Origin of the sequence: Streptomyces sp. NPDC002935 (assembly GCF_040611295.1) — a bacterium.
Lineage (GTDB): Bacteria > Actinomycetota > Actinomycetes > Streptomycetales > Streptomycetaceae > Streptomyces.
Map to the genome: position 1 here is coordinate 89,607 of NZ_JBEXNW010000002.1, position 15,183 is coordinate 104,789.

Annotated in this window: 12 protein-coding genes; 8 read left to right on the forward strand and 4 right to left on the reverse strand. The window is 72.4% G+C overall.

The window, feature by feature from the left end:
* Positions 1 to 9: 9 nt before the first annotated feature.
* From ABZX90_RS02635 to fabF, 3 genes are all read left to right on the forward strand, one after another.
* On the forward strand, positions 10 to 1,041 hold the full coding sequence (locus tag ABZX90_RS02635; RefSeq protein WP_351133055.1) for a ketoacyl-ACP synthase III: 1,032 nt from the start codon (positions 10 to 12) through the stop codon (positions 1,039 to 1,041).
* A 74-nt stretch (positions 1,042 to 1,115) separates the two neighbouring features.
* The gene (locus ABZX90_RS02640; protein WP_148013808.1) at positions 1,116 to 1,364 is read left to right on the forward strand and encodes an acyl carrier protein; all 249 of its coding nucleotides are present in this window, start codon (positions 1,116 to 1,118) and stop codon (positions 1,362 to 1,364) included.
* 127 nt (positions 1,365 to 1,491) lie between these two features.
* Positions 1,492 to 2,763, forward strand: coding sequence for a beta-ketoacyl-ACP synthase II (fabF, locus tag ABZX90_RS02645; protein WP_351133053.1), 1,272 nt, complete (start codon positions 1,492 to 1,494; stop codon positions 2,761 to 2,763).
* Positions 2,764 to 2,928: 165 nt separating this feature from the next.
* Here the strand turns inward: fabF and ABZX90_RS02650 are convergent, their stop codons facing one another.
* On the reverse strand, positions 2,929 to 3,423 hold the full coding sequence (locus ABZX90_RS02650; protein WP_261702513.1) for a DUF3145 domain-containing protein: 495 nt from the start codon (positions 3,421 to 3,423) through the stop codon (positions 2,929 to 2,931).
* A 309-nt stretch (positions 3,424 to 3,732) separates the two neighbouring features.
* Between ABZX90_RS02650 and ABZX90_RS02655 the strand changes: the two genes are divergently transcribed.
* Positions 3,733 to 4,635, forward strand: coding sequence for an SGNH/GDSL hydrolase family protein (locus tag ABZX90_RS02655; protein WP_355201009.1), 903 nt, complete (start codon positions 3,733 to 3,735; stop codon positions 4,633 to 4,635).
* Between the two features lie 10 nt (positions 4,636 to 4,645).
* The gene (locus tag ABZX90_RS02660; RefSeq protein WP_351134543.1) at positions 4,646 to 5,620 is read left to right on the forward strand and encodes an aldose epimerase family protein; all 975 of its coding nucleotides are present in this window, start codon (positions 4,646 to 4,648) and stop codon (positions 5,618 to 5,620) included.
* Between the two features lie 117 nt (positions 5,621 to 5,737).
* On the opposite strand, the gene ABZX90_RS02665 is transcribed toward ABZX90_RS02660, so the two are convergent.
* Positions 5,738 to 8,194: a glycoside hydrolase family 3 C-terminal domain-containing protein gene (locus ABZX90_RS02665; protein WP_355201011.1), complete on the reverse strand. Its 2,457-nt coding sequence runs from the start codon at positions 8,192 to 8,194 to the stop codon at positions 5,738 to 5,740.
* Positions 8,195 to 8,298: 104 nt separating this feature from the next.
* On the opposite strand from ABZX90_RS02665, the gene ABZX90_RS02670 reads away from it, so the two are divergent.
* Positions 8,299 to 8,874 carry a TetR/AcrR family transcriptional regulator gene (locus tag ABZX90_RS02670; protein ID WP_351134540.1) on the forward strand — a complete coding sequence of 192 codons (576 nt, stop codon included), beginning with the start codon at positions 8,299 to 8,301 and terminating at the stop codon, positions 8,872 to 8,874.
* Between the two features lie 207 nt (positions 8,875 to 9,081).
* Complete coding sequence (locus ABZX90_RS02675) at positions 9,082 to 10,389, forward strand: pyroglutamyl peptidase (RefSeq protein ID WP_355201013.1); 1,308 nt, start codon at positions 9,082 to 9,084, stop codon at positions 10,387 to 10,389.
* 51 nt (positions 10,390 to 10,440) lie between these two features.
* Here the strand turns inward: ABZX90_RS02675 and ABZX90_RS02680 are convergent, their stop codons facing one another.
* Both ABZX90_RS02680 and ABZX90_RS02685 read right to left on the reverse strand, forming a co-directional pair.
* Positions 10,441 to 11,259, reverse strand: coding sequence for an EI24 domain-containing protein (locus ABZX90_RS02680; RefSeq protein ID WP_355201015.1), 819 nt, complete (start codon positions 11,257 to 11,259; stop codon positions 10,441 to 10,443).
* Positions 11,260 to 11,425: 166 nt separating this feature from the next.
* Complete coding sequence (locus ABZX90_RS02685; RefSeq protein ID WP_351134534.1) at positions 11,426 to 12,289, reverse strand: hypothetical protein; 864 nt, start codon at positions 12,287 to 12,289, stop codon at positions 11,426 to 11,428.
* Positions 12,290 to 12,598: 309 nt separating this feature from the next.
* Here ABZX90_RS02685 and ABZX90_RS02690 point away from each other — a divergent pair, with 309 nt between their 5' ends.
* Positions 12,599 to 15,145, forward strand: a complete 2,547-nt coding sequence (locus tag ABZX90_RS02690) for a M14 family zinc carboxypeptidase (RefSeq protein WP_355201017.1) — start codon at positions 12,599 to 12,601, stop codon at positions 15,143 to 15,145.
* Positions 15,146 to 15,183 lie beyond the last annotated feature (38 nt).

Below are 15,183 nucleotides of genomic sequence, written 5' to 3' on the forward strand. Positions count from 1 at the left end.
CCCGAGACCATGTCGAAGATCAAGGCACCCAAAGGTGCTCCCTTCGCGCGCATCCTCGGCGTCGGCGGCTACCGCCCCGTCCGGGTGGTGCCCAACGAGGTGATCCTGGAGACGATCGACTCGTCCGACGAGTGGATCCGCTCCCGCTCCGGCATCGAGACCCGGCACTGGGCCTCCGACGAGGAGACGGTCGCCGCGATGTCGATCGAGGCGTCCGGCAAGGCCATCGCCGACGCCGGGATCAGCGCCGACCAGATCGGTGCCGTGGTGGTCTCCACCGTGTCGCACTTCAGCCAGACCCCGGCCATCGCCACCGAGATCGCCGACAAGCTCGGCACCAACAAGGCCGCGGCCTTCGACATCTCGGCCGGCTGCGCGGGCTTCGGCTACGGCCTGACCCTCGCCAAGGGCATGATCGTCGAGGGCTCGGCCGAGTACGTCCTCGTCATCGGCGTGGAGCGGCTGTCCGACCTCACCGACCTGGAGGACCGCGCGACGGCCTTCCTGTTCGGCGACGGCGCGGGCGCGGTCGTCGTGGGTCCCTCCGACGAGCCGCACATCGGCCCCACCGTCTGGGGCAGCGAGGGCGACAAGGCCGGCACGATCAAGCAGACCGTGCCGTGGGACCGCTTCAGGATCGGCGACGTCTCCGAGCTGCCGCTCGACTCCAAGGGCGAGATCAAGTTCCCTGCCATCACGCAGGAGGGCCAGGCGGTCTTCCGCTGGGCCGTGTTCGAGATGGCGAAGGTCGCCCAGCAGGCGCTGGACGCGGCCGGGATCAGCTCGGACGACCTGGATGTCTTCATTCCCCACCAGGCCAACGAGCGGATCATCGACTCGATGGTGAAGACGCTGAAACTGCCGGGACACGTCACGGTCGCGCGTGACGTGCGCACCACCGGCAACACCTCGGCCGCCTCGATCCCGCTCGCAATGGAGCGGCTCCTGGCGACCGGTGCGGCGAAGAGCGGCGACACCGCGCTCGTCATCGGCTTCGGGGCGGGTCTCGTGTACGCCGCGACGGTCGTTACCCTCCCCTAGGCACTCCGTGCCGGATCATCCGGTCCGTACGGAATACCGCCCCCCTCTGGAAACACACCGAAGGAGCGCCTGACATGGCCGCCACTCAGGAAGAGATCGTCGAAGGTCTCGCCGAGATCGTCAACGAGATCGCCGGGATCCCCACCGAGGACGTCCAGCTGGACAAGTCCTTCACCGACGACCTGGACGTCGACTCGCTGTCCATGGTCGAGGTCGTCGTCGCCGCCGAAGAGCGCTTCGACGTCAAGATCCCGGACGACGACGTCAAGAACCTCAAGACCGTCGGCGACGCGACCGACTACATCCTGAAGAACCAGGCCTGATCTTCCGATCACCTGGGCCGACCGTCCGGGTTCACCGGGGCCGTGTGCCCTGGTTCGCCCGGGCTGATGCCCCGCCACCCGGCGGTGGCGCCGCTGAATCCTCGTATCCGTTGGAGAAAGAATTCCCGTGAGCCCGACCAATCGCACCGTGGTCGTCACCGGTATCGGCGCAACCACACCGCTGGGTGGCGACGCAGCCTCTACCTGGGAGGGCCTGATCGCCGGACGTTCCGGCGTCCGCCCCCTCGAGCAGGAGTGGGCCGCCGACCAGGCTGTCCGTATCGCGGCTCAGATCGCCGTGGAGCCGGGCGAGGTCATCCCCCGCCCGCAGGCCCGCCGCCTGGACCGCTCGGCGCAGTTCGCGCTGATCGCGGCCAAGGAGGCCTGGGCGAACGCCGGTTTCACCGACAAGGCGGGCGAGGACCCGAGCGTCGACCCCGACCGGCTGGGCACGGTCATCGCCTCCGGCATCGGTGGCGTGACGACCCTGCTCGACCAGTACGACGTGCTGAAGGAGAAGGGCGTACGCCGCGTCTCCCCGCACACCGTTCCGATGCTGATGCCGAACGGTCCGTCCGCCAACGTGGGGCTCGCCGTGGGCGCCCGCGCCGGCGTGCACACCCCGGTCTCCGCCTGCGCCTCCGGCGCCGAGGCCATCGGCTACGCCATCGAGATGATCCGCACGGGCCGCGCCGACGTCGTCGTCGCCGGTGGCACCGAGGCGGCCATCCACCCGCTTCCCATCGCCGCGTTCGGCAACATGATGGCGATGTCCAAGAACAACGACGACCCGCAGGGTGCCTCGCGCCCCTACGACGTCGCCCGTGACGGCTTCGTCCTCGGCGAGGGCGCCGGCGTCCTCGTCCTGGAGTCCGCCGAGCACGCCGCCAAGCGCGGCGCCCGCGTGTACGCCGAGGCGGTCGGCCAGGGCATCTCGGCCGACGCGCACGACATCGTGCAGCCGGAGCCCGAGGGCCGTGGCATCTCGCACGCCCTGCAGAACCTACTCGACAACACCGACCTGGACCCGGCCGAGATCGTGCACGTGAACGCGCACGCCACCTCGACGCCGGCCGGTGACGTGGCCGAGCTGAAGGCGCTGCGCAAGGTGTTCGGCGACGAGGCCGACCACTTCGCGGTCTCCGCGACCAAGTCGATGACCGGTCACCTCCTCGGTGGCGCCGGTGGCGTCGAGTCGGTCGCGACCGTGCTCGCCCTGTACCACCGGGTCGCGCCGCCGACCATCAACGTGGAGAACCTCGACCCCGAGGCCGAGGCCGCCGCCGACATCGTCCGGGGCGAGGCGCGCAAGCTGCCCGTCGAGGGCCGGATCGCGGCGCTGAACGACTCGTTCGGCTTCGGTGGACACAACGTGGTGCTGGCGTTCCGTAGCGTCTGACGCCCGGTTCCGTTCTGAACGGCGTGTGGCCCGTACCCCTGGTTCAGGGGTACGGGCCACACGCCGTTCGTCGTCTCCGGTGCGCCCTCCGCGGGCGGGTGGGGGCCGGTCGCGGCCACGCGGCGGAGCCGCGTATCGATACGGCACCGCGCCGCTGACGGGGCGTCACACGACCTGGTGCAGCCAGCGGACCGGGGCGCCCTCGCCCGCGTAGCGGAAGGGCTCCAGTTCGTCGTCCCAGGGCTTGCCGAGGAGCTTGGCAAGGTCGGCCTCCAGGTCGCTCTCGCCGCGCTGGGAGCGCAGGAGCGCGGCGCGCAGGCGGTCCTCGGGGATGAGGATGTCGCCGTGGATGCCGGTGACCGCGTGGAAGATTCCGAGTTCGGGGGTGCAGCTGTAGCGCTCGCCCTCGGCGGTGGGGCAGGGCTCGGCGGTGACCTCGAAGCGCAGCAGGTGCCAGCCGCGCAGCGCGGAGGCGAGCTTGGAGGCGGTGCCGACCTCGCCCTTCCAGGAGAACTCGGATCTCCAGGTGCCCGGGGCGGCGGGCTGCCGGATCCAGTCGAGGTTGACGCGCGTGCCGAGCACCCCCGCGACCGCCCACTCGACGTGCGGGCACAACGCGCGGGGCGCGGAGTGCACGTAGAGAACTCCACGTGTCGTCACTGGGGCCTCCGGACAGAGCGAGACATCTTGTAACTTAGCGGAAACGCAGTGGCAGGGCGGCCACGGGGCGAGGCTACCGTGCGGCGGCGCAAGGAGTGTGACGTACCGTCGGTCCAAGCGCCGTGAACCTCCGAGGTTTCACCCGGCGGGACGCGTCCGGACTCCCCTGCCGGGGGTCCGGGGTTGTTCCCCGGGCAGAGCCGGCCGCCCCATGGGAACGCGGTGCGACCGGCCGTGTACGACGTGGTGCGACCGACCGCGCGAGGCGGGTGCCGACCAACCCTGTACAACGAACGAGGGGACCAGGGGATGCGGAATCGCAGCCACCGTTCACGGGCCGTCCTCGCCTTCGCGGCCGCGACGGCTCTTCTGGGCGTCGCCGCTTGCGACGCCACCGGTGGCAACTCCTCCGCGCCCAGAGGGACGAACGGAGCGTGGCCGTCCCCGAAGCCCACGCCGGTCTGGGACCGCAGCCCGCAGTCCATGGCCGCGGTCGGCGACTCCATCACCCGCGGGTTCGACGCGTGCAGCGTGCTGTCCGACTGCCCCGAGGTGTCGTGGGCGACCGGCAGCGATCCGCAGGTCGACAGTCTCGCCGTACGCCTGCTCGGCACGACCGGAGCGGCCGAGCGCAGCTGGAACTACGCGGTGACCGGCGCGCGGATGGCCGACCTGTCGGGCCAGATGGCGCAGGCGGCGACCCGGAAGCCGGAGCTGGTGACGGTGATGGCGGGCGCCAACGACGCCTGCCGCTCCTCCACGTCGGCGATGACGTCCGTCGCCGACTTCCGTACCGGGTTCCAGGACGCGATGGACACCCTGCGCGGCGCGCTGCCCAAGACCCAGGTGTACGTGTCGAGCGTGCCGGATCTGAAGCGGCTGTGGTCCGAGGGGCGCGGCAATCCGCTGGGCAAACAGGTCTGGAAGCTGGGCATCTGCCCCTCGATGCTGGGCGACGCGGACTCGCTGGACTCGGCGGCGACCCTGCGGCGCGGACAGGTGCAGGACCGGGTGGAGGCGTACAACACAGTGCTGCGTGAGGTGTGCGCCAAGGACCGGCGCTGCCGCTTCGACGGGAACGCGGTGTTCGACTACCGCTTCGGCACGAACCAGTTGAGCCACTGGGACTGGTTCCACCCGAGCAAGGACGGACAGGCGCGACTCGCGGAGATCGCCTACCGGACCATCACCGCGCGCGAACCGGTGACCTAGGGTTTCCCTCATGAGCGAACTTTTCGGCACACTTTCCGACGGCACCCCGGTCCACCGCTGGACGCTGGAGCGTTCCGGGGTCCGGGTGCGTGTGCTCACGTACGGCGGGATCGTGCAGTCGGCCGAGGCGCCGGACGGGGACGGACGGACCGTGGACGTGACCCTGGGCTTCCCCGAGCTGGCGGGTTACCTGGCGCACCCCGAGCCGCATCTCGGGGCGCTGGTCGGGCGGTACGCGAACCGGATCAGCGGCGCCCGCTTCCCGCTGGACGGAGCGACGTACCACCTGGAGCCGAACGACGGGCCCAACACGCTGCACGGCGGCGACCGCGGCTTCGACAAGCGCGTGTGGGACGCGGAGCCGGTCGAACACGGGGTGCGGCTCTCCCGGGTCAGCCCGGGCGGCGAGGAGGGCTTCCCGGGCCGCCTGGAGGTCTCGGCGACGTACACGCTCGACGAGCGGGGCGCGCTGCGGATCGCCTACGAGGCGGTCACCGACGCCCCGACCGTGGTGAACCTGACGAACCACACGTACTGGAACCTGAGCGGCTCCGGCAGTGCGGTCGGGCACGAACTGCGCCTCGACGCCTCGCGGTTGACGCGGGTGGACGCAGAGCTCATCCCGACCGGGGAACTCGACCCGGTCGAGGGCACGCGTTTCGACTTCCGGGAGTCCCGCAAGACGGGCACGGGATACGACCACAACTACGTCCTCGACAAGGGGGTCACCGGCGCTCCCGTGGAGGTCGCCGAGCTGCACGATCCCTCGTCCGGACGCGTGCTCACCGTGGCGACCACCGAACCCGGTCTCCAGTTCTACACCGCCGATCACCTGAGCGACCCCTTCGCCCCCAACGACGCCGTCGCGCTGGAGACGCAGCACTTCCCCGACTCCCCGAACCGGCCCGAGTTCCCGAGCACGGAGCTGCGGCCGGGCGACGTGTACCGGTCGGAGACGGTGTACGGGTTCTCCGTACGGCCCTAGGGCCTGGGCGGGCGGCCTCGGTGCCGCGTGACGGGTGACTGGTGACTGGTGAGACGGCGAGCCCCGGTCCGGAGGTCAGGTTCCGGACCGGGGCTGCTCAACGGGGGCGTACGCCGGTCACGCCTCGATGATCGTGCTCAGACGACGGTCCGTGAGGGAACGGCCTGCCTGAATCTCGTACGAACCCTTCACAAACGCCCAGGCGTGCGCGGCGGTGTCCCAGATCTCGAAGGCGCGGCGCGGAAGCTCCACGACCGCCTCGACGCTCTCGCCGGGTCCGGCCTCGACGCCCGCGAACCCGGCGAGCACACGGGCTGGCCGCTCGGCGTCGTGCTCCACGGGGGCCAGGTACACCTGGACGACCTCGCGCCCGGCGCGCTCACCGGAGTTGCGGATCCGGACGGTGGCGGTCGTGCCCTCGACCTCGATCGACTCGTACGTCCACTCGGTGTAGCCGAGGCCGTGGCCGAAGGCGTACGAGGGGGTCCTCCCCTCCTTCTCCCAGGCGCGGTAGCCGATGAAGACGTCCTCGGTGTACGGCAGTTCGCCGTCGGCCGGGAGCACTCGGGTGACCGGGGCGTCTGCGAGGGAGCCCCAGGTGGTGGGGAGGCGGCCGCCCGGCTCGTGGGCGCCGGTGAGGACGTCGGCGAGGGCCGCGCCGCCCTCCTGGCCCGGGAACCAGCTGAGGAGCACCGCGGCGACCTCGTCGCGCCACGGGAGTTCCACCGGGGAGCCGGAGTTGACGACCACGACGGTGTTCGGGTTGGCGGCGGCGACCGCGTGCACCAGCTCGTCCTGGCGGCCCGGGAGCCGCAGGTCCGCCCGGTCGAAGCCCTCGGACTCGACGCGGTCGGTGGTGGCGACCACGACGACGGCGGTGTCGGCGGCGCGGGCCGCCTCGACGGCCTCGGCTATCAGTTCGTCCGCGTCGCGCACGGGCTCCTGGTGGGCGAGGCAGAAGCCGACGACCTTCATGGGGATGCCCTCGGGGAGCGCGACGACGTGCGTGAGGGAGACGTCAACCGGTTCGCCCGCGGTGAGTTCGGCCTGGCCGCGGGATACCGGGGCGCCGAAGAACGTCACGAAGGGGTCGTCCTTGCCGGCGCCCTGGACGTCGTCGAAGTACGTCGTGCCGTCGACGGTGAGGGTGAACGCGCCGAGACCCTTGATGCCGAAGGTGTGCGGGCCGCTGTCGCGCGGGGTGAAGGTGCCGGTGAGTTCGACGGTGTGGAGGGAGTCGTGCGTGACGCCCTCGGGCAGGTCGTCGCCCATCCACTGGATCTGGCCGTTCGGGGCCGAGCCGCCGCCGATGATGTCGCCGGCGGCGTCACGGCAGATCGCGCGCAGTTCGAACCCCTTGTCGGCGACGGGGAGTTCGACGGTGAGGTCGGCACCGACGGCGTAGGTGAGGCTGCCTTCGGGAAGGGCGGCGGTGAGGCCGTCGAGGGGCGAGACGATCCGGGCGGGGAAGACGGTGGCGGAACCGCCGCCGAGGACGCGGGCGTCGCGGGCGGCGGCGCCGATGAGGGCCACGCGGTGCCCGTCGGCCAGCGGCAGGGCGCCCTCGTTGCGGACGAGGACGAAGGAGCGGCGGGCGATCTCGCGGGCCAGCGCCTCCCCGTCCACGGCCTGGGGCGGTTCGGTCACGACGGGCTCGGCGCCCTCCAGGACGCCGACGCGGGCGGCGAGGCGGAGCACATTGCGGACGGCCGCGTCGACCGTGGCCTCCGCCACCTCGCCGGAGCGCACGGCCGCGGCGAGCGGCGGACCGTAGACGGTCCCGGGACCGGGCATGGCGACGTCGAGGCCGCCCTCGATCGCGGCCTCGGTGGAGCGGGCGGCCATCCAGTCGGAGACGTTGAAGCCGTCGAAGCCCCATTCGCCGCGAAGGATCTCGTTCACCAGGTAGCGGTGCTCACTCATCGTCGTGCCGTTGACCGAGTTGTAGGCCGTCATGATGCCCCAGGGGTGGGCGTTCTCGACGATGGCCTGGAAGGGGGCCAGGTACAGCTCGCGCAGGGCGCGTTCGGAGACGAGGTTGTTCACGGTGAAGCGCTCGGTCTCGGCGTCGTTGGCGACGAAGTGCTTGACGGTGGTGCCGACGCCGCCGGACTGGACGCCCCGGACGTAGCCGCTGCCGATCGCGCCGGTCAACAGGGGGTCCTCGCTGTAGGCCTCGAAGTGGCGGCCGCCGAGCGGCGAGCGGTGCAGGTTGACGGTGGGGGCGAGCAGGACGTGCACGCCCTTGCGGCGGGCCTCCTGGGCGAGGAGCGTGCCGGCGCGGCGGGCCAGCACCGGGTCCCAGGTGGCGGCGAGCGCGGTGGGCGACGGGAGGGCGACGGACGGGTCGTCGGCGGTCCAGTGGACGCCTCGGACGCCGATCGGGCCGTCGGACATGACGAGGGACCTCAGCCCGATCTCGGGGAGCGCGGGCAGCGACCACATGCCCTGGCCGGACAGCAGCCGGGCCTTAGCGTCCAGGCCGAGCCTGCCGAGGGCCGCCTCGACGACGGCCTCGCGGGCCGCGTCCGCCTCCTGCCGGCCCGTCGCCGTCTCCACCGCTGTCTCCGCCATGTCGGCACCTCCTCGTTGAAAGCCGTCGGTCTCCACTCATCCTGCATCGGTCACCTGTAGAGCGGTAGGTTTCGTTATCTTGCCGTTACTATGGGGGTGATCGGATGCCGTACGGTGACGCCATGGCGACCAGGACCAGGAGTGAGGAGCGACGCGCGGAGATCGTGCGCGCGGCGCTGGAGGTGATCGCCGAGCGCGGCTACCGGGGCGCGAGCCTCGCCGCGGTGGCCGAGCGCGTGGGGCTCACCCAGCAGGGCCTGCTGCACCACTTCCCGACCAAGGAGGCGCTGCTCGTCGCCGTGCTCAAGGAGCGGGACCAGTGGGACGCCGTGCCGAACACCACCTGGCGCGCCGATCTGCTCGTCTCGCTGGTCGAGTACAACGCCATGCGGCCCGGGATCATCCAGACCTTCTCGGCGCTGCTCGGCGAGAGCGTCACGGAGGGGCACCCGGCACGCGAGTTCTTCACCCAGCGGTACACCGCCGTGCGCGCGAACATGGCCTCGGTGCTGCGCGCCGAGTACGGGGAGCGGCTGCCGAGCGGCCTCACGCCGGAGCGCGCCGCGCCCCTGCTCGTCGCCGTGATGGACGGGCTCCAGTACCAGTGGCTCCTGGACCCGGAGTCGGTCGACATGCCGGCCGCGTTCCGGGACTTCCTCACGCTGCTGGGCGAGGACTGACCGCCCTCGGGCCGCCGGACCGGCGCCGACCGCCGCGACGGCCTCCACCTCCACGAAGGCGTCCGGCCTAGTCGGTGGCGGAGCGGCCCACGCAACAGGGCACGCCCTTCGGCCACTTCCGCCTCGCGCCATGGTGTCCGCCCCCGTCGTCACGGGATACTGCCGCCGTCCGGCAGCACCCCTCTTCGACGGAAGGCCCGAACTCCCTTGACCTGGTTACGTGTTCGGATCGGCATGCTCGGGCTGGCGCTGCTGACGGGACTCGCCGCGACGCCCACCGCGTCGGCGACGGCCGCCGAGAACCCCACGGCAGAGGAGCTGCGCCTCGACGGGGCGGCGCCCCAGGAGATCCTGCGGCGCTCCGGATTCGACACGGTGGCACCGGAGTTGGTCCGGGCGCTGGACCGGGCCGAGTCGTACGCGCAGGCCGAGCGGATCGTGACACGGCAGGGCGCCCGGCTGTGGAGGCGGGCGGTCGACCGGGCGCAGGGCCGGCGCCCGGCGGGCGGGGACCTGAGCCGGGACGACGACCGGCCGCTGTACTGGGCGCGGCTCGGGATGACGCGCGAAGTGCGCGGGTGGGCGCCCGGGTTCGGGCTGAGCTCCGCACGACGTGCCCGTCTGCTGGCCGGTCTGGAGCGGAGCTCGCGCGGTCAGGAGGCCATACGCTTCCCGTCGCGCACGGGGGTGAAGCGCGTCCTGGTCACCGGGTTCGACCCGTTCACGCTGGACCGCGACATCCGGATCTCCAACCCGTCCGGGGCGACCGCGCTGGCCCTCGACGGCACGACGATCCGGACGGCGGACGGTCCGGCGCGCGTGGAGACCGTCGTGTTCCCGGTCCGCTGGCAGGACTTCGCCGGGGGCGCCTCCCAGGCATTCGGCTCCGGGGAAGGCACGGTGGAGCGGACCCTGCGGCCGTACCTCCCGCACGTGGACCTGTTCACGACGGTCAGCCAGGGCCGCGTCGGCCGGTTCGACGTGGAGCGGACCAACGGGGCCTGGCGGGGCGGCTTTCCGGACAACGAGAACGTCTCCAGGACCGGGCCCGTCCCGGTCACCGACCCGGCCTCACGGCCCGAGTGGACGTCGACGACCCTCCCGTACGCGGAGATCGTCGCGGCGCGCACGGGCCGCTTCCCGGTCTACGACCACACGTCGGTGACCGAGATCCCGGCGGGAGCGACCGATCCCGTCGTGCGCCCCGACGGACCGACCCCGGGATCGCGGGCCCGCGCGGGCGGCGGCGGGGACTATCTGTCGAACGAGATCGCCTACCGGGCGACGCTGCTGCGCGACCGTCTCGGCCTGGGCGCGAGCCTGCCCGGCGGCCATGTCCACACGCCCGTCCTGCAGTTCGGCGCGGGCAACACGGACCCGGCGACCGGGGCGGTGACGGACCCCGAGTTCGTGCGCAACCGCCTCGACATCATCGCGCAGGTGCGGGCGATCCTGACGGTGGCCGTGGACGCGTCCGCTCAGGCCGTCAGCGGGACGGCGCGAACGCGCGGGTGACGCCGGGGCCGGGCAGGACGGCGACGGCGCTGGCGACGGCGAGCGTCTCGGTCACGAGGTGGCCGTCTCCTCCTCGGCGGCCGCCTCGGGGTCCTCGGGGTCCTCGTCGGCGGTGCCCTCGCCGATCTCCTCGCCGAGCAGGTCGCGGGCCATCAGGGTGGCGCCCGCGACGGCTCCCGGCATCAGGAAGACCGCGACGAACGGAACGAGGAAGGCCAGGCCCAGCGGGGTGCCGAAGCCCCAGACCAGAGTCTTGCGGGAGCGGAGCAGGGTGAGGCGTGCCCGGAGGTCGACGCGGCGGCGCTGCAGGGCGACGGCGACGAGTTCCTCGGTGAGGAAGAAGCCGGTGACGACGAAGCCGAGCACCGGGACGACGGTCTGGCCGATGAACGGGACGAAGCCGAGCGCGAAGAGGAGGACGGCCCAGACAAGGGCCCGCACGAGGATGCGCAGGCTGTCGCGTCCGGAGATCCACAGTTCACGCCAGAGCGGCAGCCCCGACTCGGGGGCCGTGCCTTCCGGGGAGACGTCGCGGTCGACCCTCTCCGAGAGGCTCTCGTAGAAGGGCTGTCCTATGAGCAGGGTGACCGCGGTGAACGTGAGGACCGCGAGGAGAAGGGCGAGCGCGAAGAGCACGGCGGTGAGGAAGCCGCGGAACAGGCCCGACCAGGGACTGGTCCAGTCGTCCGCGAACGGGGTCGCCCAGGTGACGAAGCCCTCCCCGTAGACGCCGAGGGCGACCAGCGCCGCCGCGTAGAGCACGAGCGTGATGAGCCCCGGCAGCAGCCCGAACCCATAGCTCTTCCCGTGCCGAGCCACCCATCGCTGGCCTCGCAGCAAGTAACCGAAGCCCACCCCAAGATCGCGCATGGGGAAACTTTATCGGGGCGCCGCGACGGACCTCACCGCACGGTGGGATCGGCCCGCACCGTGGGACGGCAATGAGCGACGGTGACGGCGCCGAGCGACGGTGACGGCAATGAGCGACGGTGATCGGGCTTTGCGACGGTGACCGGGCATTGCGACGGTGACCGGGCTAGGCGATCGTCACGGCGACCACCACCCCCTGATCCGCCGCGGGCGCCATCGCGGCGGTGACGCGGACCGCGGCGGCGCGGGCGACACGGCCGGCGCGCCGGGCGGAGCCGAGCATCACGGGCTGGAGCTGTTCGAGGCCGGCGACGAGGAGTTCCTCGCTCGCGACGAGAAGGGGGCGCGCCGCCGTCACGGCGGCGGCCGCCGCCTCGATGAGGTCGGCGAGCGGCGGAAGGCCGGCCCGGACGACGCCGGCCCCGGCGTCGGCCGCGCGCTCGGCGAGGGCCACCTGGAGGGGCAGCAGCGGAGCCAGCGCGGCCGTCAACGCGTCGGCGACGCGGCGGAGTTCGGGCGAGGAGTCACGCAGCACGCCCGCCGCGGCCCGGATCACCGGGGTGAGCGCGAGCAGTGCTCCCGCCGCGACGCCGGCCGCGGCGGGCAGCAGCGGCGAGGTGGCCTCGACGAGCTCGCCGAGCGCGACGACGGCCTCCTGAACGGCGGGTTCCACCGCGTCGAGGACGGGCAGCAGACTGTCGCCGATCGCGGCGAGCAGCGCCTGGGCGGGTTCGCTCACGGGGTGCACGGCGAGGGGAGCCCCGCTGGTGCCGAGCCGGGTCAGGGTGTCGACGATCCTGTAGAACGCCTCCTGTGCCTGCGGGGAGGCGCTCGCCTCGGCCAGTTCGGCCGTCGTCTCGCGCAGGACGCGCAGCGCCTCCGTTCCGGAGCCGTCCCGGGGGTCGAGGGTGTTGACGGCGATTCTGGTGATGTTCCCCGCCGTGTCGAGGAGTTGGCCGGTGATGTCGGTCGTGCTACGCACCATGCGGAGCACGTCCTCCCTGCTGGGGAGCGACGGAATCGGGGACATGGGCTCTCCTCGCCACACGCGTCGCCGCCGGGACCTGTCCGGCGGATCGGGCCGGGTGCCGCACTCAGCATGCCCGCACCGGCCCCCCGGTGATGCGCCGTCCGGGGCATCCATGGCGGCCGTCGGGACGGACGCGAGGGCTGGTGTGACGGGAACGCGCTCTTGTTGCGCGAGAGTCGAACAGGTACACCTCGCCGTACCGGCCCGAGCCGGTCCGTGCCGGCCCGAGCCCGTCCTGGCCGGTCCGTGCCGGTCTCGGGAAGCCGCCCGCACGCCCTTCAGGATCCCCCTGCCCCGGAGGTACGACGCATGCGCTTACCGAAGCCTCGCCGGCCCCTGCCGAGACCCGCCCTGTTCGCGGCCCTCGCCGCGGTCGCGGCCGGCTCCCTGGTGACCGCCCCGACCAGCGCCACCGCGGACCGCAGACCACCGGTCCGCGAAGGCACCGCCGCCGGCGGCGGTGCCGCCCGGTCGCCCGCGGGCGCCGCCCGCGCCGCGCTCACCGCCCCCGTCACCGACCTCTCGGCGAGCACCCGCGGTTATCCCCGCGAACAGGTCCTCACCCCCGACCCGGAGAACCCCGCCGACACGTCCATCAAGCTCGGCCTCACCCCGTACCACGCCATCGCACCGAAGCTGAACGCCCTGCAGCGTCTGGGCGACCGGGTGAGTGTCGAGGTCGCGGGGCGGTCCGCGGGCGGCCACCGGCTCTTCCTCGTCACCGTCACCGCCCCGGAGTCCGCCGCGCGGACCCGCGCCCAGGAGCGGATGCGCGAGCTCATCGAGAACGCGCCCGGCGCCGCCGCCGAGGACCCCGCGATCAAGAGCGACTACAAGACGCCGGTCTTCTTCAACAGCAACATCCACGGCAACGAGTGGGAGGGGACGGACGCCGCCCTCTCGCTCATCGGGCAGCTCGCGACGGCCGAGGACGCGAAGACCAGGGACCTCCTCGCCCACAGCCGGCTCTACTTCAACATCACCGCGAACCCGGACGGCCGGATCGCGGGCACCCGCGCCAACGCCAACGGTTTCGACCTGAACCGGGACCTGATCACCGCCTCGCAGCCCGAGGCGCGCGCGATGCGGCAGATCGCGATCGACAAGCAGCCGGCCGTCATGCTCGATCTGCACGGTTACGTCAACGGCACGCTCATCGAGCCGACGACCCCGCCGCACGGCGAGAACTACGAGTACGACCTCTTCCTCAAGAACACCTACGCCAACGCCCTCGTCATGGAGGCCGCCGTCAACGGCCTCGGATACACCCCCGCGGCGGACGGTGTGGAGCCCGCCCAGATCCCCTTCCGCGACCAGCAGGAGGGCTGGGACGACTGGCCGCCGATATTCACTCCGCAGTACGCGGCCTTCCACGGCGCGGTGGCCGCGCACACCGTCGAGATCCCGATGACGGTGAACGGCACGGCGTACGACACCCTGCCGGTGGCGGAGCTGAGGCGCCGCTCGGCGATCAACGTCGATGTCGCGGGTGCCGCCCTGCGCGCCACGCTCGACTTCGCCCGGTCGCACCGGACGTCGCTCGTCGCCGACCAGATCGAGGTCTTCCGGCGGGGCGCGGCGGGCGCCGCGCAGGTACCGGTCTCCGCCGGGACGGTCCCCGGTGTCCCGGGCATCGGCCCCGAGGACGTCTACACGACCGACTTCCCGAGCGCGTACGTCATTCCGGCGGGCGCGGCCCAGCGTTCCGGTGCCGCCGCCGCGCGTCTGGTGGACCACCTGATCGCCAACGACGTGCGCGTCACCCGCGCTACACGCGGTTTCCGGCTCGCGGGACGCTCGTACCCGAAGGGCTCCTACGTCGTCGATCTGCGTCAGCCCAAGCGCGGTCTGGCCAATGTCATGCTCGCGGACGGGCGGGACATCAGCGACAAGGTGTCGACGATGTACGACATCTCGGGCTGGAGCCTCGGCCGTCTGTGGGGCGCGACGGTCGAGCGGGTGCGGAGCGGCGGTCTCTCGGCCCTCCCACTGAGCGCGGTCGACGCCGCGCCGCGCGCCGGGTGGGTCGCCGCGCACGGCGACCTGCGGCTCCGGCTCGGTACACCGCAGGAGGTCGCCGCCCTCAACTCCCTTCTGAAACAGGGTGTTCCGGTACGGCAGGACGGCGATGGCGGGATGGTCGTGCCGGCGTCGGCCCGCGCGAAGGCCACCGAGGCGGCCCGCGTCTACGACGTCGGCTTCGACACGGCGAAGGCTCCGCGGGGTGCCCCTCTGCGGCGGGTCCGCGTCGCCGCCGCCGTCACGCCCGGCGAGCTCTTCGCCCTCCGCGAGATGAACTTCGACGTGGTCCCGGTGTCGACGGCGATCCTCGACGCGGGCTTCGACTGGTCGACGGTGGACGTGCTGTTCGTGTCGTCGGGGCTGGATCACGCGGCCCTCGCTCCGGCCGCTCGGGCGGCGCTCGACACGTTCGTGGGCACGCACGGCCTCGTCGGGCGCGGTGCCACTGGCGCGGCGCTCAACACGGCCGCCGGGCTGCTCCCGGTGCGGGCGGTGGAGGGCAACCAGGAAGCCAACGGTGTGGTGCGCGTGGTGAATTCGGGCGGCTCCGTGACGGCGGGCGCCCCCGATCACACCTTCGTCTACGCGCCCGTCTGGTTCACCGATCCGGGTCCCGGGGTCCGCGTCGAGCAGTCGTACGCGACCGGCGATCCGCTGGTCTCCGGGCACTGGCGGCCGTCGGACGACGGTTCGGGAGGGCCGACGGCGGCCGGCGGCCGGGCCTCGGTGGTCTCCGGACCGCACGCCGTGCTGTTCGGCACCGAACCGCTCTTCCGTGATCACCCGAAGGGAGAGTTCCCGCAGGTGGCGAGGGCGTTGCTGACGGTGTCCTGAGAGGCGGGGCGAAACGGCGGAGGCCGCACCCCACGTCC